14 protein-coding genes are annotated in these 20,973 nt (G+C 67.1%); 8 read left to right on the forward strand and 6 right to left on the reverse strand.

The window, feature by feature from the left end; translation table 11 throughout:
• Window positions 1–3: 3 nt before the first annotated feature.
• The 7 genes from asnB (at window position 4) to ACUVWL_RS03785 (ending at window position 8,979) form a co-directional block, all read left to right on the forward strand.
• On the forward strand, window positions 4–1,947 hold the full coding sequence (asnB, locus tag ACUVWL_RS03755; protein WP_445978827.1) for an asparagine synthase (glutamine-hydrolyzing): 1,944 nt from the start codon (window positions 4–6) through the stop codon (window positions 1,945–1,947).
• 66 nt (window positions 1,948–2,013) lie between these two features.
• On the forward strand, window positions 2,014–2,574 hold the full coding sequence (locus tag ACUVWL_RS03760; protein ID WP_014647710.1) for an NADPH-dependent FMN reductase: 561 nt from the start codon (window positions 2,014–2,016) through the stop codon (window positions 2,572–2,574).
• A 297-nt stretch (window positions 2,575–2,871) separates the two neighbouring features.
• Window positions 2,872–4,302, forward strand: coding sequence for a replicative DNA helicase (locus ACUVWL_RS03765; protein WP_014647708.1), 1,431 nt, complete (start codon window positions 2,872–2,874; stop codon window positions 4,300–4,302).
• 173 nt (window positions 4,303–4,475) lie between these two features.
• The gene (locus tag ACUVWL_RS03770; protein WP_445978828.1) at window positions 4,476–6,719 is read left to right on the forward strand and encodes a TonB-dependent receptor family protein; all 2,244 of its coding nucleotides are present in this window, start codon (window positions 4,476–4,478) and stop codon (window positions 6,717–6,719) included.
• Window positions 6,719–8,311 carry an alkaline phosphatase D family protein gene (locus ACUVWL_RS03775; RefSeq protein WP_445978829.1) on the forward strand — a complete coding sequence of 531 codons (1,593 nt, stop codon included), beginning with the start codon at window positions 6,719–6,721 and terminating at the stop codon, window positions 8,309–8,311. Before ACUVWL_RS03770 ends, ACUVWL_RS03775 begins: the two co-directional genes overlap by 1 nt.
• 210 nt (window positions 8,312–8,521) lie before the next feature.
• Window positions 8,522–8,734, forward strand: a complete 213-nt coding sequence (locus ACUVWL_RS03780; RefSeq protein ID WP_032958903.1) for a hypothetical protein — start codon at window positions 8,522–8,524, stop codon at window positions 8,732–8,734.
• Window positions 8,731–8,979: a hypothetical protein gene (locus ACUVWL_RS03785; protein WP_053495588.1), complete on the forward strand. Its 249-nt coding sequence runs from the start codon at window positions 8,731–8,733 to the stop codon at window positions 8,977–8,979. Before ACUVWL_RS03780 ends, ACUVWL_RS03785 begins: the two co-directional genes overlap by 4 nt.
• 148 nt (window positions 8,980–9,127) lie before the next feature.
• On the opposite strand, the gene lpdA is transcribed toward ACUVWL_RS03785, so the two are convergent.
• From lpdA to purB, 6 genes are all read right to left on the reverse strand, one after another.
• Window positions 9,128–10,564 (reverse strand): dihydrolipoyl dehydrogenase, encoded by a 1,437-nt coding sequence (gene lpdA / locus ACUVWL_RS03790; protein WP_014647703.1) that lies wholly within the window; start codon window positions 10,562–10,564, stop codon window positions 9,128–9,130.
• Window positions 10,565–10,627: 63 nt separating this feature from the next.
• Window positions 10,628–11,818 carry a dihydrolipoyllysine-residue succinyltransferase gene (gene sucB / locus ACUVWL_RS03795; protein ID WP_180835898.1) on the reverse strand — a complete coding sequence of 397 codons (1,191 nt, stop codon included), beginning with the start codon at window positions 11,816–11,818 and terminating at the stop codon, window positions 10,628–10,630.
• Window positions 11,819–11,858: 40 nt separating this feature from the next.
• Window positions 11,859–14,690: a 2-oxoglutarate dehydrogenase E1 component gene (locus tag ACUVWL_RS03800; RefSeq protein ID WP_445978830.1), complete on the reverse strand. Its 2,832-nt coding sequence runs from the start codon at window positions 14,688–14,690 to the stop codon at window positions 11,859–11,861.
• Between the two features lie 186 nt (window positions 14,691–14,876).
• Window positions 14,877–15,773, reverse strand: a complete 897-nt coding sequence (locus ACUVWL_RS03805) for a GNAT family N-acetyltransferase (protein ID WP_100450318.1) — start codon at window positions 15,771–15,773, stop codon at window positions 14,877–14,879.
• A 9-nt stretch (window positions 15,774–15,782) separates the two neighbouring features.
• The gene (locus ACUVWL_RS03810) at window positions 15,783–17,195 is read right to left on the reverse strand and encodes a ribosomal protein uL16 3-hydroxylase (protein ID WP_049420425.1); all 1,413 of its coding nucleotides are present in this window, start codon (window positions 17,193–17,195) and stop codon (window positions 15,783–15,785) included.
• Window positions 17,196–17,800: 605 nt separating this feature from the next.
• Complete coding sequence (gene purB, locus ACUVWL_RS03815) at window positions 17,801–19,168, reverse strand: adenylosuccinate lyase (RefSeq protein ID WP_111207021.1); 1,368 nt, start codon at window positions 19,166–19,168, stop codon at window positions 17,801–17,803.
• Between the two features lie 292 nt (window positions 19,169–19,460).
• Here purB and ACUVWL_RS03820 point away from each other — a divergent pair, with 292 nt between their 5' ends.
• Entirely contained in the window at window positions 19,461–20,888 is a 1,428-nt protein-coding gene (locus ACUVWL_RS03820) for a class II fumarate hydratase (protein WP_445978831.1), read from the forward strand.
• Window positions 20,889–20,973 lie beyond the last annotated feature (85 nt).

A 20,973-nucleotide genomic window follows, 5' to 3' on the forward strand; every position in this document is an offset into this window, starting at 1 on the left:
TGCATGTGTGGATTGGCGGGAATGTTGTTGCCGGCGCCGGTGGCGTCGGCCGAGGCGCTGCAGGCGCAGGCCCTGGCCATGGGCCAGGCGCTGCACCACCGCGGGCCCGATGATGGCGGCAGCTGGGTCGATGCCGAGGCGGGCATCGCGCTGGCGCATCGCCGCCTGAGCATCCTCGACCTGTCCCCGCTGGGCCACCAGCCGATGGCCTCGGCCGACGGCCGCTACGTGATGGCCTACAACGGCGAGGTCTACAACTTCGCCGCCCTGCGCGAGGAACTGGAGCCGCTGGGGCATGCCTTCCGCGGCCATTCCGACACCGAAGTACTGCTGGCGGCGATCCTGCAATGGGGCGTGGAAGACACCCTGCAGCGCTGCAACGGCATGTTCGCCATCGCGCTGTGGGACCGCCAGGAGCGTTGCCTGTGGCTGGCCCGCGATCGCGTCGGCAAGAAGCCGCTGTACTACGGCTGGGCCGGCGACACGCTGGTGTTCGGTTCGGAACTGAAAGCGCTCTGGCAGCACCCGGCGTTCGACAACGACATCGACCGCGATGCGCTCACCTTGCTGCTGCGGCTGGATTACATCCCGGCGCCGCACAGCATCCACCAGCGCTGCTACAAGCTGATGCCGGGCCGGGTGTTGCGCCTGGACGCGGCGGCCGTCGCTGCCGGCGCATCCGCGCATCGTCCGGAACAGGCACAGCGGCCGTACTGGGATGCGCGCGCGCGCATGCAGGCGGCGCTGGCCGCACCCTTCCAGGGCCGCATCGAGGACGCCGAGGAACAGCTGGACACGCTGCTGCGCGACGCGGTGGCGCTACGCATGGTGGCCGACGTGCCGGTCGGCGTATTCCTGTCTGGTGGCACCGATTCCTCACTGGTGGCGTCGCTGATGCAGGCCCAGAGCGGGCAGCCGATGCACAGCTTCAGCATCGGCTTCACCGATTCGGGACATGACGAGGCGCCGCTGGCCCGGGAGCTGGCGGCCCACCTGGGCTGTGACCATACCGAGTTGTACGTCAGCGGCGCCGACGCGCTGGCGGTGGTGCCGCAGTTGCCGGCGATGTTCGATGAGCCTTTTGCCGACGCGTCGCAGGTGCCGACCGCGCTGGTCGCCCGGCTGGCGCGGCAGGGCGTGACCGTGGCGCTGTCTGGTGACGGTGGCGATGAGCTGTTCTTCGGCTATACCCGGTATGTACGCGCGCTGCGCAACTGGCAGATGCTCGGCCGCGTGCCGGGGCCGCTGCGGCGCTGGATGGGCGCGCGTGCGCAGCAGCAGGGCGAAGCCTCGCGCACCGGCGGCCTGGCCGCGCTGCTGGCCGAGACCGGTGCGCGTGGCATCGGCGACGTCTACCGCAACCGCATCTCGCGCTGGCGCGACCCGGCCGCGGCGGTGACCGGCGCGCGGGCCGCCGGCAGCTTCTACGACCTGGCCGATCCGCTGCACGGCGCGGGTACGCCGGCCGACGCGATGATGCTGGCCGATTTCGTGACCTACCTGCCGGACGATCTGTTGTGCAAGGTCGACCGCACCTCGATGGCGGTCAGCCTGGAGGCGCGCGCACCGCTGCTGGACTGGCGGGTGGCCGAGTTCGCCTGGTCGCTGCCGCTGGGCTTCAAGCGCAGCGAGACCACCAGCAAGGTGCTGCTCAAGCGCGTGCTGGGCCGTTACGTGCCGCATTCGATGGTGCACCGTCCCAAGCGCGGTTTCGGCGCGCCGGTCAGTGACTGGCTGAAAGGCGACCTGCGGCCCTGGGCCGAGGACCTGCTGCAGCCGGCGCGGCTGGAGCGTGAGGGCGTGCTGTCGGCGGCGGCGGTGCAGCCGCTGTGGCAGCAGTTCCTGGGAGGGCAGCGCAAGTGGCATACCCATCTGTGGAACGTGCTGATGTTCCAGGCCTGGCAGGCGCATTGGCGGCAGGTGCGCGCAGGCATTGTGGGCGGCTGATCTTCACCGGCCTGCACGGGCCCGGCGACTAGGCTGGGCCTCCCGCACCATGAGGAGTATGTCCCGATGTCCGTCCCCACCATCGCCGTGTTCGTCGGCAGCCTGCGCAAGGACTCGTGCAACCGCAAGCTGGCCCATGCGCTGGAGAAGATCGCCGGTGATCGCGCACGCTTCCAGTACGTGCAGATCGGCGACCTGCCGTTGTATGACCAGGACTTCGACGCGCAGTACCCGGCGCAGGGTACCCGGCTGAAGGACCAGGTGCGCGCCGCCGACGCGGTGCTGTTCGTCACCCCCGAATACAACCGGTCGGTGCCGGGCGTGCTCAAGAACGCCATCGATATCGGCTCGCGTCCCTACGGTGACAGTGCGTTTGCCGGCAAGCCGGCGGCGGTGATCGGCGCCTCCATCGGCCAGATCGGTACCGCCGTGGCCCAGCAGCACCTGCGCAACACCTTGGCCTTCCTGGATATGCATGTGCTTGGGCAGCCCGAGGCGTTCATCCACTTCAAGGAGGGCCTGATCGATGCCGACGGCACGATCCACAACGAGGGCACGCAGAAGTTCCTGCAGGGCTACGTGGACCGGTTCCTGGCGCTGATCGCGGTGCACGTCAAGGGCGATTGACGCCTGCGGGGTCGGAGTTCCCTGCGTCGCAGAGGGATCCGACCCCAACCACGCCCGGGGTCGGATCCTGACGCGCAGCGACGGGCTCCGACCCGTGGCGCCTGATCTGCGATAATGCTCCGCTCGGGTGCCGCAATGGCGCCTGTCGCAGGCAGTGCGACGCCCCCACGCCAGTCTGGCCAGGCGCCGGCGGATATCCCCCGTTTCTCCACGGCTTATCCACAGCCTTGTCCATGGTCGCCGGGGTCGGCGCATGCCTACACTCGTCTGGCCCACTTTTGCAGGAAACACCGCAGCATGTCCGCTCGTCCCGGCTTCCGTTCCAACCGCAGAGAGCGCGGTGATGGCTTCGATCGCGATCGCGACGAGTCGCGCATCGACCAGTTGCGGGTACCGCCGCATTCGGTGGAAGCCGAGCAGGCGGTGCTGGGGGGGCTGATGCTGGCGCCCGAAGCGTATGACCGGGTCAATGACCAGCTGACCGAAGGCGACTTCTACCGTCGCGACCACCAGATGATCTATCGGGCGATCCGCGAGCTCTCCGAGCGCGAGCGTCCGTTCGATGCGGTGACCCTGGGCGAGTGGTTCGAGTCGCAGGGCAAGATGGAACTGGTGGGCGACGGTGCCTATCTGATCGAACTGGCCAGTACCACGCCGTCGGCTGCCAACATCGTGGCCTACGCCGAGATCGTGCGTGACAAGGCAGTGTTGCGCCAGCTGATCCAGGTGGGCACCGACATCGTCAACGACGGTTTCCAGCCCGAAGGCCGCGACAGCAGCGAGCTGCTGGCCTCGGCGGAAAAGAGCGTGTTCGCCATTGCCGAACAGGGCGCACGTGGTCGCACCGATTTCGTGGCCATGCCCGGTGCGCTGAAGGATGCATTCGAGGAGCTGCGCAATCGCTTCGAGAACGGCGGCAACATCACCGGCCTGCCGACCGGGTACACCGATTTCGATGCGATGACCGCCGGCCTGCAGCCGACCGATCTGATCATCCTCGCGGCGCGCCCGGCCATGGGCAAGACCACCTTCGCGCTGAACATCGCCGAGTACGCGGCGATCAAGTCGAAGAAGGGCGTGGCGGTGTTCTCGATGGAAATGTCGGCATCGCAGCTGGCGATGCGCCTGATTTCCTCCAATGGCCGCATCAACGCGCAGCGCCTGCGTACCGGCCAGCTGGAAGACGAGGACTGGAGCCGCGTCACCAGCGCGATCAAGATGCTGAAGGAAACCAAGATCTTCATCGACGATACGCCGGGCGTGTCGCCGGAAGTGCTGCGCTCCAAGTGCCGCCGCCTCAAGCGCGAGCATGACCTCGGCCTGATCGTGATCGACTACCTGCAGCTGATGAGCGTGCCCGGCAACAGCGAAAACCGCGCGACCGAAATCTCGGAGATCTCGCGTTCGTTGAAGGGCCTGGCCAAGGAATTGAATGTGCCGGTGATCGCGCTGTCACAGCTCAACCGCTCGCTGGAAACGCGTACCGACAAGCGCCCGGTGATGGCCGACCTTCGCGAGTCGGGCGCAATCGAGCAGGACGCGGACATGATCGTGTTCATCTACCGCGACGACTACTACAACAAGGAAAACTCGCCGGACAAGGGCCTGGCCGAGATCATCATCGGCAAGCACCGTGGTGGCCCGACCGGCTCGTGCAAGCTGAAGTTCTTCGGCGAGTACACCCGCTTCGACAACCTGGCCCACGATTCGGTCGGCTCGTTCGAATAACGGCCATGCCGGCCGCTGGCCGGCAATCGCCTTCCGGACGGTAAACCATTCGGAACGCAAGGATTCCGCATGTGGCGTGTAAATGACATGTAACGCGCCGCTTCTACGATTCCGCCGCTGCTGCTCTTCGACGCCGCCCTTCGGCGTCCAGCGTGCCCAAGGAATCCGCCTCCATGTCGTCCCACGCTCCGCTTCGCCGCAATCTGCTGGCCCTGCTGGTCTGTGCTTCGCTGCCGTCGCTCGCTGCCGCTGAAACCGCCCCCGCCCCCGACGCACCGTCGGCGACCACCCTCGATTCGATCTCGGTGATCGGCCGCGGTGAAGCCCGCCAGGTGCAGCGCGTGACCGCCGAGGACATGAAGATCCTGCCGCCCGGTGCGAACCCACTGAAGCTGCTGGCCAGCAAGCCGGGCGTTCACTTCGAGTCGGCCGATGCCACCGGCGCCTACGAATGGTCCACCACCATCAGCCTGCGTGGCTTCAACCAGAGCCGCCTGGGCTACACGCTCGATGGCATCCCGCTGGGCAACATGGCCTATGGCAACAGCAACGGCCTGCACATCAGCCGTGCCGTGATCAGCGAGAACCTGGGCGGAGCCGAAGTGTCCACCGGCATCGGCGCGCTGGGTACGCCGTCCACCAGCAACCTCGGTGGCGTGTTCCAGTTCTATTCGATCGATCCGTCCACCGAGTACGGCGTGGTGCTGGCGCAGGGCTTCGGCAGCGACAGCGCGCGGCGCAGCTATGCGCGCTTGGAGACGGGTGAGCACCAGGGCTTTGCGGCCTATCTATCCGGCGTGTACTCCGAAGGCGACAAGTGGAAGGGCAAGGGCTCGCAGGAGCTGAAACAGTTCAACGGCAAGGCCACCTACAATTTCGGAACGGACAGCAGGATCACCGCGCTGTTCAACGCCTCGCGCCGCGTCGAGGCGGACTACCAGGACCTGTCGCTGGAGATGATCGATCGCCTTGGCTGGGACTGGGACAACTACGCGCCGGACTGGGATCGTGCCGTCGCCGCCGCGCGCGGCAGGTTCACGGGCGGCGTCAACAGCCCCTGGGATGCGTACTACTCCGGCCACGGCCTGCGCAACGATGACCTGTCCAGCATCGCCGGCGATTTCGGCCTGAACGAGTCGATGCGGCTGAAGGTCAACGTCTACAACCACAGCAACCGTGGCCAGGGCCACTGGTTCAGCCCGTCCAATCCATCCAACCCGGGCACCAGTCGCGAGATTCCGATCTCGATCCGCACCACCGAGTACGCGATCGACCGTACCGGCGTGACCTCGGCGTTCACCTGGAACGTCGGCGGCCACGACCTGGAAGCCGGCCTCTGGTACGAGGACAACGGCCACAGCGTGCAGCGCAACTTCTACTACATCGATGGCCCGGTCACCGATGACTTCTTCCTGCGCAACCCGGACCAGCGCGTGTGGCACCAGCGCTACACCACCATTACCCGCCAGTTCTACGTGCAGGACCGCTTCCGCCTGTTCGATGACCGGCTGACCATCGACATCGGTGCGAAGTCGCCGCACACCCGCACCCGCGTGCGCACGCCACTGGGCAGCTATGCCAACAACAGCAGCCTGACTTCGAAGAAGGGCCTGCTGCCTCAGGCGGGTTTCAACTTCAAGCTCAACGAAGGCAACGAGATCTTCGGTTCGTTCGCCAGGAACATCGCCGCCTACGCGTTGGGCGTGGGCAGCCCGTTCAACGTGCCGCAGGCGGCGTTCGATGCCAGCGCGCAGGACTTGAAGCCGGAACAGTCACGCACCCTGGAACTGGGCTGGCGCGGCTACGGGAAGGGCTATGAAGCCTCGGTTGCGGTGTACGACGTCAAGTTCGACAACCGCCTGCTGGCGATCGCCCAGTGCGTGGGCATCCTCGGCTGCCCGGCGCTGTTCTCCAACGTCGGTTCGGTGACCAGCCGCGGCGCCGAGGCGACACTGCAGCTGAAGCCGATGCAGGACCTGGCCTGGTCCAACGCGCTGTCCTGGAATGACAGCACCTACGACAACGACTACGTGAACAATGGCGTGGTGCCGACCCGCGGCAAGAAGACCGTCGACACCCCCGAATGGATGTTCGCCAGCACCCTGGCCTGGACCCCGGGCCCCTGGGACATGCGCCTGTCGGCCAACCACGTCGGCAAGCGCTACGTGACCTATACCAACGACGCGTCGGTGCCGAGCTACTGGCTGGTCAATGCCTCCGTGGCCTATGACTTCGGCGCGCTGGGCCCGGCGCAGAACCTGACCATGTCGCTGAACCTGACCAACCTGACCGACAAGCGCTACCTGTCCTCGATCAACACCAACGGCACCTACGCCGCCGACCCGACCCGCAGCCTGGCGACCATGCAGGTCGGCGCGCCGCGCCAGATGATGGCCACCGCCACCGTGCGCTTCTGATGCGCGGGCCTGTGGATCCGGAACGCCGTCGTCGCCTGCTGCGCATGGCGTGGCAGGGCACGGGGGCGGCGATCGCGCTGGCGGCGATGCCGGGGCTGGCCACGGCCGGCCCACGGCCGCGGCTGGGGCGTGATCCGTTCACCCTTGGTGTCGCCGCCGGTGATCCGGATCCACAGGGGGCCGTGTTGTGGACGCGGCTGGCGCCGGACCCGCTCAACGGCGGCGGCATGCCGTCGCGGGCGGTGCCGGTGCGCTGGTTCGTGGCCGAAGACGCCGGCATGCGCCGGCTGGTACAGCGGGGCGTCGCTGCCGCGGTGCCGGAGCTGGCCCATTCGGTGCACGTGGAGGTCAATGGCCTGCGCCCGGGCCGCGACTACTACTACCGCTTCGCCTGCGATGGCGATGAGGAAAGCGCGGTCGGCCACTTCCGCACCGCGTCGCTACCGGACACGCAGCTGCAGCAGCTGCGGCTGGCCCTGTGCACCTGCCAGGCCTGGAACAGTGGCTACTATCCGGTGCTGCGCGATATCGCACGGAGCGATGTCGACCTCGTGCTGCATGCCGGCGACTACCTGTATGAATACAGCCCGCTGCAGAACGTGCGTGGCACCATGCTGGACGCGGCGCGTTTCAGTGGCGAGACGGTGAGCCTGGAGCGCTACCGTGACCAGTACGCGCTGTACAAGCTCGACCCGGATCTGCAGGCAGCCCATGCCGCACACGCCTTCGCGGTGATCTGGGACGATCACGAGGTGCAGAACGACTACTCGGGCATCCATCCGGAGAAGCCCAGCGTGTCGATCGAGGACTTCATCGTTCGCCGCGCGGCGGCCTACCGCGCGTTCTACGAACATCTGCCGATGCGCAGCACGCCTGCGGGCAATGGCGGCCTGCGCGTGCACCGGCGCCTGCGTTACGGCGATCTGGCACAGCTGACCCTGCTCGACTGCCGCCAGTTCCGCCCGGCCAATCCCTGCGGTGTGGGCGAGTCACCGCGCTGCGAAGCGGCGCTGGATCCACGCATGAGCATGCTCGGCACGGGGCAGGAAGCGTGGTTCACGCAGTCGATGGCCGCCGCGCAGGGCACGCGCTGGAACGTGGTGGTGCAGCAGCTGCTGATGTCGCAGCTGCGGCTGGACGGCGGCACGCCACGCGAGCGCTTCTGGAACGACGCCTGGGATGGCTATCCCGCCGCACGCAGGCGTCTGCTGCAGGCGATGCAGGCGGGCGGGCAGGGCAATGCCATCGTGCTGGGCGGCGACTGGCATTCCACCTTCGTCAATGACCTGAAGCTGGATTTCGACGCGGCCAGCGCGCCGGTCGTGGCCACCGAATTCATCGCCCCGGCGATCAGCAGTGGCGGCGACGACACGCCGTACGGGCCGTACTACGGGCCATCGATTCCGCAGAATCCGCATATCCGCTATTTCGACGGCGACCGCCGCGGCTGGTGGGAGCTGCAGCTGAACCGGCAGACCGTGGACGCCGAGCTCCGCTTCGCCGACAGCGTGCTGCGCCCGGATGCCGCAGTGCGTACCGCGGCGCGATTCCAGGTGACCCATGGCCGCCCGGGCGCGGTGCAGCTCCTGTAGAGCCGAGCCCACGCTCGGCTGTCGCGCGCAGCGCGGGTTTTCTGTGATCGCAACGAAGAGCAGCCGAGCGCGGGCTCGGCTCTACAACGACGGCCCTGCACCGGATTTCATCGCCCCCAGCCCGGGTTTCGTCGCAAACCGTTTGCCGGCGGCGAGGGCAGGGCGCCAAGGTGTCCGCAGGCGGCAGGGTGCCGCCCCAAGGAGACCGTGATGAAGACCCTGTTCGCGCTCGGTGTGTGGTGCCTGCTGTTCGTGCTGTGCTGGCCGCTGGCGATCCTCGCCCTGATCGCCTGGCCGCTCGTGTGGCTGCTGAGCCTGCCGTTCCGCCTGGTCGGCATCACCTTCTCGGCGTTGTTCGCCTTCCTGCGCGCGCTGTTCATGCTGCCGGCGCGGTTGCTTGGCGGCCGGGCGGTTCCCGCATGAGGAGGGTGCTGCTGGCCGGTCTGGTCCTGTTGCCAGGCCCGGTGCTGGCCGCACCCCCGGTACCCCCGTCGGCGTGGCTGGAGCGCGAGCAGAGCGCTGCGGCTGACGAAGCCAATGCAGCGGCGGTCCCTGCGCCGAAAGCCGAGGCGCGCTGCCGGGTGGTCAAGCAATGGAAGGCCGGCGATACGGTGGTACAGCACAGGGTCTGTGAGGATCCACCGAAGAAGCCGGCTGGAAAGGTGTAGCGCCGAGCCCATGCTCGGCGGCCTTTGCAGGGCAGCCGAGCGTGGGCTCGGCGCTACAGGGAAACGGGCAACAAAAAACCCCGCCGGGGCGGGGTTTTTCGTCTGCAGGTGAGTGCCGACCAACGGTCGGCACCTACCATGATGCCGATCAGTTCGCCTTGTGGATGGCGCGCTTGCTGACCGCCATCGCCGCGTCGTGGACCACTTCCGACAGCGACGGGTGGGCGTGGCAGATGCGGGCCAGGTCATCGGCCGAACCGCTGAACTCCATGGTCAGCACGCCTTCGTGCACCAGCTCGGAGACGTTGGCGCCGACCAGGTGCATGCCGAGGATGCGATCGGTTTCGGCATGGGCCAGGATCTTCACGAAGCCTGCCGGCTCGATCATCGCCACGGCACGGCCGTTGGCGGCGAACGGGAAGCTGCCGGCCTTGTACGGAATGCCTTCGGCCTTCAGCTGCGCTTCGGTCTTGCCGACCCAGGCCAGTTCCGGTTCGGTGTAGATGACCCACGGGATGGTGTCGAAGTTGACGTGGCCCGGCAGGCCGGCGATCAGCTCAGCCACCGCGATGCCTTCCTCGAAGCCCTTGTGCGCCAGCATCGGGCCGCGCACGCAGTCGCCGACTGCCCACACACCGTTGACGCCGGTGTGGCAGTGCGCATCGACTTCGATCTGGCCGCGCTCGTTGATCTTGACGCCGGTGCCTTCGGCCAGCAGGCCCTTGGTGGCGGCGCGACGGCCAACGGCCACCAGCAGCTTGTCCACGGTCAGGGTCTTTTCGCCTTCCGCGTCGGTGTAGGTGACGATGACTTCCTTCTTCTTGCCCTTGCCGGTGATCTCGGTCTTGGAGACCTTGGCATTGAGCTTGATGTCCAGGCCCTGCTTCTTGAATTCCTTGGCAGCCGCCTTGGCCACTTCGGCATCGGCAGCCGCCAGGAACTCCGGCATGGCTTCCAGGATGGTGACTTCAGCGCCCAGGCGCTTCCACACGCTGCCCAGTTCCAGGCCGATCACGCCGGCGCCGATCACGGCCAGGCGGTTCGGCACTTCGGTGAAGTCCAGGCCGCCAACGTTGTCGACGATGGTCTCGCCGTCGAACTTGGCGAACGGCAGTTCGATCGAATCCGAACCGGCCGCGATGATGACGTTGGTGCCCTTCAGCTCGACGATGGAACCGTCATGCTGGGTGACCTTGACCACGTTGCCCGGCTGCAGTTCACCGAAGCCGTAGTAGGCGGCGACCTTGTTGGCCTTGAACAGCATGCCGATGCCGCCGGTGAACTGCTTGACGATCTTGTCCTTGCGGCCAACCATCGCCTCGACGTCGATCTTGGCATCCTTGAAGCTGATGCCGTGGTCGCCAAAGATGTGGCCCATGTTCCAGAACTGGCGCGAGGAATCCAGCAGCGCCTTGGACGGGATGCAGCCCACGCGCAGGCAGGTGCCGCCGAGGGCCGGCTTGCCGTCCTTGCCCAGCGCTGCATCGATGCAGGCGGTCTTCAGGCCCAGCTGGGCCGCGCGGATGGCAGCGTGGTAACCGGCCGGGCCGGCACCGATGACGACGACGTCGAATTGTTCAGCCATTGAATTATTCCTTGATGCATTACCAGAACCCCTCCGCGCAGGCGCGGAGGGGCGGGAGGTGTCTTACAGGCCGAACAGCATGCGGCCCGGGTTTTCCAGCTGGTTCTTGATGTCCACCAGGAACTGCACCGAGTCCTTGCCGTCGATGATGCGGTGGTCGTAGGACAGCGCCAGGTACATCATCGGCGCGATCACGACCTGGCCGTTCTGGGCGATCGGACGCTCCTTGATGGCGTGCATGCCCAGGATGGCGCTCTGCGGCGGGTTGATGATCGGGGTCGACAGCAGCGAACCGAAGGTGCCGCCGTTGGTCACGGTGAAGGTGCCGCCCTGCAGCTCTTCCAGGCCCAGCTTGCCGTCACGGGCCTTCTTGGCGTAGTCGGCGATGGTCTTCTCGATGTCGGCGAACGACATGCGCTCGACGTTGCGCAGCACCGGCGTGACCAGGCCCTTCTCGGTCGAGACGGCGATCGAGATGTCCGAGTAGCCGTGATAGATGATGTCGTCGCCGTCGATCGAGGCGTTGACCAGCGGGAAGCGCTGCAGCGCGTTGGCGGCGGCCTTCACGAAGAAGCTCATGAAGCCCAGCTTGATGCCGTGTGCCTTGACGAACTCGTCCTGCAGTTCCTTGCGCGCCGCCGACACCTTGGACAGGTCGACTTCGTTGAAGGTGGTCAGCATCGCGGTGGAGTTCTTCGACTCCATCAGGCGCTCGGCGATGCGCTTGCGGATGCGGGTCATCGGCACGCGCTCTTCCGGGCGTGCGCCACCGGCCTTGCCGGCGCCGCCGTTGCGGGCGAAGTTGACGATGTCTTCCTTGGTGACCGCGCCGCGACGGCCGGTGCCGTCGACATCGGCCGGGTTCACGCCTTCAGTGATGGCGGTGAAGCGGGCGCCCGGCGGCAGCGCATCGGCGGCCGACTTGGCGGCCGGGGCCGGCGCAGCGGCAGCGGCCGGAGCCGGAGCGGCGGCGGCCGGAGCGGCCTCGGCGGTCGGTGCCGGAGCAGCTGCAACGGCGCCTTCCTCGATGATCGCCACGACCTGGCTGGAGGTCACGGTCGAGCCTTCGGCGAACTTGATTTCCTTCAGCACGCCGTCGACCGGCGACGGCACTTCCAGGACGACCTTGTCGGTTTCCAGGTCAAGCAGGTTTTCGTCGCGCTTGACGGCGTCGCCCACCTTCTTGTGCCAGGTGGCGATGGTGCCGTCGGCGACGGATTCGGGCAGTACCGGGGCTTTGACTTCGGTGGCCATTGCGGGAGCTTCCTGGTTTGTCTTCTAAATATGGGGAGGATTATTCAGCGAACGTGTCGTTGAACGGGTTGACCAGTGCGTCGGCGATCAGCTGCTGCTGCTCGCGGACGTGGTCAGCCATGTGACCGGCAGCCGGCGAGGCCGAACGTGCGCGACCGGCGTAGTGCAGGTTCTGGCCATCGGCCAGGCAGAACTGCAGGTGGTGGCGGATCTGGTACCACGCGCCCTGGTTCTGCGGTTCTTCCTGCGTCCACACCACGTCGGTGGCCTTGCCGTACTTCTTCAGTTCGGCCGCCAGCAGCGCACGCGGGAACGGATACAGCTGCTCCACGCGGATGATCGCCACGTCGTCCTGGCCACGCTTGATCTGGTCCTCCAGCAGGTCGTAATAGACCTTGCCCGAGCACAGCACCACGCGCTTGACCTTCTTGGCGTCTGCGTTGGCGTCGCCGATCAGGTGCTGGAACTCGCCGTTGGCCAGCTCGTCCAGGGTCGACACGGCCAGCTTGTGGCGCAGCAGCGACTTCGGCGACATCACCACCAGCGGCTTGCGGGTGGTCATGTGCAGCTGGCGACGCAGCATGTGGAAGGCCTGGGCCGGGGTCGACGGCACGACCACCAGCATGTTCTCCAGCGCGCACAGCTGCAGGAAGCGCTCCAGGCGCGCCGAGCTGTGTTCCGGGCCTTGCCCTTCATAGCCATGCGGCAGCAGCAGGGTCAGGCCGGAAATGCGGCCCCACTTGGCTTCACCGGCGGCGATGAACTGGTCGATCACCACCTGGGCACCGTTGGCGAAGTCGCCGAACTGGCCTTCCCAGATGCACAGCGTGTTCGGATCGGTGGTGGAGAAGCCGTACTCGTAGGCCATCACCGCTTCTTCGCTCAGCAGCGAATCGATGACGGTGGCCTTCTCCGGCGAATCCACCAGCTGCCGCAGCGGCATGTAGTAGTTGTCGGTCTTCTGGTCGTGCAGGATCGCGTGGCGATGCGTGAACGTACCGCGGCCCACGTCCTGGCCGACCAGGCGCAGTGCATGGCCTTCGTCGAGCAGGGTGGCGTAGGCCAGGTTCTCGGCAAAGCCCCAGTCGCCCGGGATCTCGCCGGCGGCCATCTTGCGGCGGTCGTCATAGACCTTGGCCACGCGCGAGTGCAGCTGCACTTCATCGGGAATGGTGTTGATCAGCTTGGCCAGCTCGACCAGCTTGTTCTTCTCGACCTTGGTCGAGACCGGGTCGGACAGCTTGCCTTCCAGCAGCTTCGGCCAATCGACGAACAGCGGGCTGCTCGGCGGGGTCTTCTCGACCTTGGCCAGCTCGGTGGTCACTTCACCGGCGTCCAGCTTCTCGCGGTAGGCATCGACCATCGCCTTGCCGGCGCCGGCGGCGATCACGCCCGCCTTTTCCAGCTGCTCGGCGTACATCTCGCGGGTGGTCGGGTGCTTGCGGATCACCTGGTACATCAGCGGCTGGGTGATCGCCGGTTCGTCGGCCTCGTTGTGGCCCCAGCGGCGGTAGCACATCAGGTCGATGACCACGTCCTTGGCAAACGTCTGGCGGAACTCGAAGGCCAGCTGTGCGGCGAACACCACTGCTTCCGGGTCATCGCCGTTCACGTGCAGCACCGGCGCGGCGATCATCTTCGCCACGTCGGTGGCATAGCGCGTGGAACGCGTATCCAGCGGGTTGGAGGTGGTGAAGCCGACCTGGTTGTTGACCACGATGTGCACGGTGCCGCCGACGGCGAAGCCGCGGGCCTGCGACATCTGGAACAGTTCCATGACCACGCCCTGGCCGGAGAAGGCCGCGTCGCCGTGGATCAGGATCGGCATGACCTGCTTGCGCGCGGTGTCCTTGCGGCGCTCCTGGCGCGAGCGCACGGAACCGGCCACGACCGGGTCGGCGATTTCCAGGTGCGACGGGTTGAACGCCAGCGCCAGGTGCACCGGGCCGCCATCGGTGGCGACGTCGGCGGAGAAGCCCATGTGGTACTTCACGTCGCCGGCCGAGGCGTGCTCGTCGTGCTCGAACTTGCCTTCGAACTCGTCGAACAGCTTGCGCGGGTTCTTGCCCAGCGTGTTGACCAGCACGTTCAGGCGGCCACGGTGGGCCATGCCGATCACCACATCCTTGACGCCATCCTTGCCGGCGTTGCGGATGATGGTGTCCATCATCGGGATCAGCGAATCGCCGCCTTCCAGCGAGAACCGCTTCTGGCCGACGTACTTGGTGTGCAGGTAGCGCTCCAGGCCCTCGGCCGCAGTCAGGCGCTCCAGGGTGCGGCGCTGGGTGTCAGCGTCCAGCTGGTAGTTGCCACCGGCGGCTTCCAGCTTCTTGTAGATCCACTGGCGCTGCTCGACCTCGGAGATGTGCATGAACTCCGCACCGATCGAGCCGGTGTAGGTCGCCTTCAGGCGTGCCAGCAGGTCGCGCAGCTTCATGCGCGGCTGGCCGCCGACGCCGCCGGTGCTGAACTCGCTGTTGAGGTCGGCATCGGACAGGCTGTGGAACGGCAGGCCCAGATCCGGGGTATTGACCGGTGCGGCCAGGCCCAGCGGATCGAGGCGGGCGTCCAGGTGGCCGCGCGAACGGTAGGCGGTGATCAGACGACCGACATTGCGCTCGCGCTCGTCGCCTGCACCGTTACCGGTACCGGCCTTCAGCGCATCCTTGGCCGCGTCCGCAATGTGGGAGATGACGGCCGAGTGCGGAATGTCACCTGCTTCGCGGCCCTTGAAGCCGTCGAAGTAGGTTTTCCATTTGGGATCGACACTATCCGGGGAGACCAGGTACTGCTCGTACAGGTCCTCGACATAGGAGGCGTTGTCGCCGGCGAGTTGCGAAGATTGCGCAAACTGCTTCAGTTGATTGTCCACGATGGAGGGTGTTGATTCGCTTTGTGGGGTATGGCTTCAGAAGGACCCGGCAGGAAGATGAATAGCCCTGCGCGGGCGCGTTCAAACAGCCAAATTGTACCCCCAACCGGACACGAAGGGGCACCACCACAGGTATCCCGCGTCCGCCGATGCCGGTTCCAGACAGGTTCGGTCGGCTGTGCCGACTCAGATGCCGAGCGCACGCAGTTCGCTGCAGACGCGCGAACGGTCCCAGACACGCTGCAATTGCTGCTCGAACGGCTGCGAACGTGCTGGCAGCGCGATGCCGGCCTCGCCGTCGAGGCGATGGCCGATCAGACGAAAGTAGAAGTCGCCCGCATCGTTGAGCAGGCAGGCCGAGGCCAGCGCGCGGTCGACCGGATCGCTGACCTCGCGGAACTGGATCACGCTGGGCAGGCGCTGGGCCAGCGCCAGCAGCGGCGACCCGGCAGACGCGATCGCGGCGGCGTCGTGCACGATCACCCGCAGCTGCTTGTCGTGGCGGGCGGTGACGAAGCGGCGCAGGGCGGACTGTACCGGGGGCGCATCGAGCAGCCCCGGGTCCAGTTGGCGGCTGTGCAGCCACAGCTGGCGACGGGCGCGGTGGATGATGGCCGTGGTGATCGCCACCGCCTCGGCGCGGCTGTCGATGGCGCTGGCCACGCCCAGCCGGCGGCGCATCTGCTGGTGTCCGATGCCGGCTTCCTCGAACACCTCGCCCTCGGGCAGGAAGCCCTGGCGTGCATAGAAATCGCGCGCGGGCAGCTGGGCGTGCAGGTGCAGTTCGGCCAGGCCGAGCCGGCGCCCGGCCTCGACCAGGGCCGCCAGCAGGGCCTCGCCGACCCCGTTGCTGCGATGGGTGGCCAGCACGGCCATGCGGCCGATGCGGCCGTCCGGGGCCAGCCTGCCGGTGCCGACCGGCTGGCCGTCACTGTCCAGCGCCAGCACATGGGCACTGACCGGGTCCAGCGCATCGCGTTCCAGCTCGGCGGCGATGCCCTGTTCCTGCACGAACACGCGTTGGCGCACGTCGTGGATGGCAACGTGGGCGTCGGCGTGGCTGACCTGCTGGACCCGGATCATGACGATGGCTCAGGCCCGGCCGGTGCTGTCGTCTTCGTCGTCGTCCTCAAAGTTGACGATGACCTCGATACCGTCGTCGTGCACGGTCACGGAGTGGACATCGTCGGACACCGCGTCGGCGTCGATCGCCTCGACGCGGTCGCGGCCTTCGACGACCTCGCCGAGCACCACGGCATCCTCGCTGTCTTCCTCGTCTTCGGCCTCGTACACCTCATTCGGGTCGATCAGCTGGAACACACCACCGACCAGCAGCTGCTGGACCACGGCACGGCCCTTGTCGGACAGGCCGCGATAGGCGGCGGCGTCGAGCTGCTCGGCGCCGGCCAGTCGCTGCGCGTCCTTCACCGGCAGCGCGAAGTCCTGGCCGCTGACATACAGGCTGGCGCCACGCTTGGCCCGGCGCCAGGCCAGGCGGGCCCACGGGTGGCGCTGCAGCAGCATGCCCGAGGCCAGTGCTTCGACCACTTGCTCCGCGGCCGGCGCAGCCTGGTGGGCCATCACTTCGCCGGCGGCGCGGTAGGTGGTGATGAAGCGGCCGAACCAGTCACCCAGCTTGTCCGGGTCGTTCATGCGGATGGCGTTGAGGGCGGTGATCACCCGCGCCATCGCCACCGTGTCGATTTCGTTCGGGTCGGCCGGCACCTTCAGGTCGGCATCCTGGTAGCGGATGTTCTCATCGGCATCGGCGATCAGGGTGTCCAGATAGTCGCTGATCAGCTCGGCAGAAGACGGCGCACGCATGCCGAACGAGAAGGTCAGGCAGGGGTCTTCGGCGACGCCGTGGTGCGGCACGTTCGGCGGCAGGTACAGCATGTCGCCCGGCGCCAGCACCCAGTCGTGGGTGGGCTTGAACACCTTCAGCAGCTTCAGCTCCACGTCCGGGCGGAAGCCCAGCGGCGGCTGCCTGCCCTTGATCGATTCGCTCGCATCGATCTGCCAGCGACGGTGGCCGTGGGCCTGCAGCAGGAACACGTCGTACTGATCGACATGGGCGCCGACCGAGCCGCCGGTGGCGGCGAAGCTGATCATCACGTCATCCATGCGCCAGCGCGGCAGGAAGCTGAAGTGTTGGATCAGGGCGCGCACGTCCGGGTCCCACTTGTCCACATCCTGCACCAGCAGGGTCCAGTCGTGGTCGGGCAGGGCGGGGAACACGTCTTCCTGGAACGGGCCGGTGCGCACGCGCCAGCCGTCCTGGGCCTTGTCGTGCTCGATCAGGCGCGCCAGCACACCTTCCTCGCAGGCCAGCCCGGCCAGGTCTTCCGGCTGTACCGGGGTCTGGAAATCCGGGAAGGCATTGCGGATCAGCAGCGGGCGCTTCTGCCAGAAGTCGCGCAGGAAGGTGGCCGGCGCCATGCCGAGCGGCTGGCCAGGGCGGGCGGTGACTTCGATCAGGGGGGCGGAGGACTTGCGGGCGGCCATGGGGGAATCCTTGCAGCGGAAAGCGGGAGGGGCGGCGTGGCGAGCCGCCAAGGGTTCCATTGTCCGCCGTTCGTCGGGATTGCGCACGTGCGGTGGTTTGTCGCGGGGTGTCCGGCCAACGGCGGAGCCCCTCGTCGCGGGTGACAGTTTCCTGCGCGGCCCGCCACGGAATGGAAGAAGAAGATCAAAGGCAACAGCGGGTCGCGCGCTGCGCTTGCTCATGCCCTTGTAGAGCCGAGCCCACGCTCGGCTTGCTGTTGCCCACGCCCAAAAGCAGCCGAGCACGGGCTCGGCTCTACAAAAGACCCTCAAACAAAGACGGACGCGGCGAAGCCGCGTCCCTCTTTCAAATTCCGTCCCGACAACCCAATGCTCTTCGATCCGTCACCGGGAATCTGCCAGAGGTGGGGCGGGAGGGGCCAGCGGGACCGTTGGCGCCATGGATGGCGCCATCGAGCCCCCATGGATGGGTTCACGGCGTGTCCCGCTGGCCCCTCCCGCCCCACCCAGCTAGCAGCAATCCAGAGCCGCTCTTGACGTTGCTATTGCCGTTGCCGTTGCCTGCCGCAGGCAGCGCCCGCGGCCGCCGCCGCAAAGGAATCCCCTTAAATCTTCTTCGCCAGCGACTCAGCCAGGCCGGTGTAGCTGCCCGGGGTCATCTCCAGCAGGCGCTGCTTCGCATCCGTCGGCAGCTCCAGCCCCTGCACGAACGCACGCATCGACTCGGCGGTGATGCCCTGGCCGCGGGTCAGCGCCTTCAGCTGCTCGTACGGGTTCGGCAGGCCGTGGCGGCGCATCACCGTCTGCACGGCCTCGGCCAGCACTTCCCAGGCCGCGTCCAGATCGGCGTCCAGGCGCTGCGGGTTCACTTCCAGCTTGCCCAGGCCCTTGGCCAGCGAATCCAGTGCCACCTGGCTGTGGCCGAACGCGGTGCCCAGCGCACGCAGCACGGTGGAATCGGTCAGGTCACGCTGCCAGCGGCTGATCGGCAGCTTCGCGCTGAAGTGCTCGAACAGCGCGTTGGCGATGCCGAAGTTGCCTTCCGCATTCTCGAAATCGATCGGGTTGACCTTGTGCGGCATCGTCGACGAACCAACTTCGCCTTCCTTCAGGCGCTGCTTGAAGTAGCCCAGCGAAACGTAGCCCCAGATGTCACGGGCCAGGTCGATCAGGATGATGTTGGCGCGGCGTGCGGCATCACCGATCTCGGCGATGTTGTCGTGCGGCTCGATCTGCGTGGTGTACGGGTTGAACACCAGGCCCAGGCCGGTCACGAAGCGCTCGGCGAAGGCTGGCCAGTCCACGTCCGGGTAGCTGGCGATGTGGGCGTTGTAGTTGCCCACCGCGCCGTTGATCTTGCCGGTCAGTTCGACCGCGGCAATCTGCCGGCGCTGGCGCTCCAGGCGCGCGACTACGTTGGCCAGCTCCTTGCCCAGGGTGGTCGGCGAGGCGGTCTGGCCGTGGGTGCGCGACAGCATCGGCTGGCCAGCCTCGGCGTGGGCCAGGGTGCGCAGGGTGCTGGCGATGCCGTCCAGGGTCGGCAACAGCACCTCGCGGCGCGCCTGTTCCAGCATCAGGCCGTAGCTGAGGTTGTTGATGTCTTCGCTGGTGCAGGCGAAATGCACGAATTCCAGCGCCGGGGCCAGCTCGGCGTCGTCCTTCAGCTGTTCCTTGATGAAGTACTCCACCGCCTTGACGTCATGGTTGGTGGTGCGCTCGATCTCCTTCACGCGCGCGGCCTGGGCCGGGCTGAAGCTGGCGGCCAGCGCGCGCAGGCGGGCGATGGCAGCGTCGGAGAACGGAGCCAGTTCGACGATGCCCGGCTCGGCGGCCAGGGCCAGCAGCCATTCCACCTCGACCGTGATGCGGGCCTTGATCAGGCCGTACTCGGAGAAGATCGGGCGCAGGGCGTCGACCTTGCCGGCATAGCGGCCATCGAGCGGGGACAGGGCGAGCAGGGCGGAATCGGACATGTCGGCAGGGCTGGGACGAGCGGCGGGGGCGATATTCTACGACGTGCCGGCGGGGCGTGCCCTGTAGAGCCGAGCCCACGCTCGGCTGCTTCGGAGAATCCGGCGCCCCGCGGGCAGCCGAGCATGGGCTCGGCTCTACAACACGGCCCTGCGGACGGAACGATCTGGCCCGTCCTCGTCATCCCACGCTGCGGGCAAGGGAGTATCGTTGGCGCAGCCGCCAGCCCGGGAAGCGACACCCTGCCAGCCGCCGCTTCCCTTTCCCCAACTGAAGTAGTGCGGAGTTGATGCAATGAGCAGAGCTGCAAGCAAGGGTTTCAGAATCGAACACGACAGCATGGGCGAGCTGCAGGTGCCTGCCGACGCCCTCTGGGGCGCGCAGACCCAGCGTGCCGTGCAGAATTTCCCGGTGTCGGGCCAGCGCATGCCGCGCGGTTTCATCCGTGCCCTGGGCCTGGTCAAGGGCGCTGCCGCTGGCGTCAACGCCGAGCTGGGCCATCTGCCCAAGAACGTGGCCAAGGCCATCCAGACCGCTGCCGCCGAAGTGGCCGCCGGCACCTGGGACGCGCAGTTCCCGATCGACGTCTACCAGACCGGTTCTGGCACGTCCTCGAACATGAATGCCAACGAGGTCATCGCCACCCTGGCCAACCGTGCCGGCAAGGCGGGCAAGACCGCGGTGCACCCCAATGACCACGTCAACCAGGGGCAGAGCTCCAATGACGTGATCCCGACCGCGTTGCGCGTATCGGCGGTACTGGCGGCACATGAGCAGCTGCTGCCGGCGCTGGTGCACCTGCGCAAGACCCTCGACAAGAAGGGCCGCAGCCTGCGCAAGGTGGTCAAGACCGGCCGCACGCACCTGATGGATGCGATGCCGCTGACCTTCGAGCAGGAGTTCGGCGCATGGTCGGCACAGCTGGCCTCGGCACAGGAACGCATCGAAGACAGCCTCAAGCGTGTGCGCCGGCTGCCGCTGGGCGGCACCGCCATCGGTACCGGCATCAATGCCGACCCGCGCTTCGGCGCGCGGGTGGCCAAGGCGTTGAAGCAGCAGACCGGGTTCAAGTTCGACAGCGCCGAGAACAAGTTCGAGGGCCTGGCCGCGCAGGATGACGCGGTGGAACTGTCGGGCCAGCTCAATGCACTGGCGGTGGCGCTGATCAAGATCGCCAACGATCTTCGCTGGATGAACGCCGGTCCGCTGGCCGGGCTGGGCGAGATCGAACTGCCGGCGCTGCAGCCGGGCAGCTCGATCATGCCGGGCAAGGTCAACCCGGTGATTCCGGAAGCGACGGTGATGGCCTGCGCGCAGGTGATCGGCCACCACACCGCGATCACCGTGGCCGGGCAGACCGGCAACTTCCAGCTCAATGTCACCCTGCCGCTGATCGCGGTGAACCTGCTGGATGGCATTGGCCTGCTGGCCAATGTGTCTCGCCTGCTGGCCGACAGCGCGATTGCCGGGCTGAAGGTGCGTGAGGATCGCGTTGCCGAAGCATTGGCGCGCAACCCGATCCTGGTCACCGCGCTGAACCCGATCATCGGCTACGAGAAGGCGGCGGCGATTGCCAAGCGTGCCTACAAGGAGCAGCGTCCGGTGCTGGATGTCGCGCTGGAGGACAGCGGCCTGGATGAAGCCGAGCTGCGCCGCCTGCTGGACCCGGCCGCACTGACTGCCGGTGGCATCCACGCGGGGGGCGGTGGCGGCGGCGGTTGATCTGCCGGTCGTAGGGCCGAGCCCATGGCCGGCTGCTTCCTGGACCTGGGCCGAGCATGGGCTCGGTTCTACAAGAGGAAACGCC

It is taken from the genome of Stenotrophomonas muris (assembly GCF_052751275.1).

What these genes read in the sequence shown, in the direction of transcription:
- ACUVWL_RS03805 (WP_100450318.1), bottom strand. Translation starts at nt 15,773, where the DNA reads ATGATCCGGGTCCAGCAGGTCAGCCACGCCGACGCCCACGTTGCCATC.
- ACUVWL_RS03775 (WP_445978829.1), top strand. Translation starts at nt 6,719, where the DNA reads ATGCGCGGGCCTGTGGATCCGGAACGCCGTCGTCGCCTGCTGCGCATG.
- ACUVWL_RS03785 (WP_053495588.1), top strand. Translation starts at nt 8,731, where the DNA reads ATGAGGAGGGTGCTGCTGGCCGGTCTGGTCCTGTTGCCAGGCCCGGTG.
- lpdA (WP_014647703.1), bottom strand. Translation starts at nt 10,564, where the DNA reads ATGGCTGAACAATTCGACGTCGTCGTCATCGGTGCCGGCCCGGCCGGT.
- asnB (WP_445978827.1), top strand. Translation starts at nt 4, where the DNA reads ATGTGTGGATTGGCGGGAATGTTGTTGCCGGCGCCGGTGGCGTCGGCC.
- ACUVWL_RS03810 (WP_049420425.1), bottom strand. Translation starts at nt 17,195, where the DNA reads ATGGCCGCCCGCAAGTCCTCCGCCCCCCTGATCGAAGTCACCGCCCGC.
- ACUVWL_RS03820 (WP_445978831.1), top strand. Translation starts at nt 19,461, where the DNA reads ATGAGCAGAGCTGCAAGCAAGGGTTTCAGAATCGAACACGACAGCATG.
- ACUVWL_RS03780 (WP_032958903.1), top strand. Translation starts at nt 8,522, where the DNA reads ATGAAGACCCTGTTCGCGCTCGGTGTGTGGTGCCTGCTGTTCGTGCTG.
- purB (WP_111207021.1), bottom strand. Translation starts at nt 19,168, where the DNA reads ATGTCCGATTCCGCCCTGCTCGCCCTGTCCCCGCTCGATGGCCGCTAT.
- sucB (WP_180835898.1), bottom strand. Translation starts at nt 11,818, where the DNA reads ATGGCCACCGAAGTCAAAGCCCCGGTACTGCCCGAATCCGTCGCCGAC.
- ACUVWL_RS03760 (WP_014647710.1), top strand. Translation starts at nt 2,014, where the DNA reads ATGTCCGTCCCCACCATCGCCGTGTTCGTCGGCAGCCTGCGCAAGGAC.
- ACUVWL_RS03765 (WP_014647708.1), top strand. Translation starts at nt 2,872, where the DNA reads ATGTCCGCTCGTCCCGGCTTCCGTTCCAACCGCAGAGAGCGCGGTGAT.
- ACUVWL_RS03770 (WP_445978828.1), top strand. Translation starts at nt 4,476, where the DNA reads ATGTCGTCCCACGCTCCGCTTCGCCGCAATCTGCTGGCCCTGCTGGTC.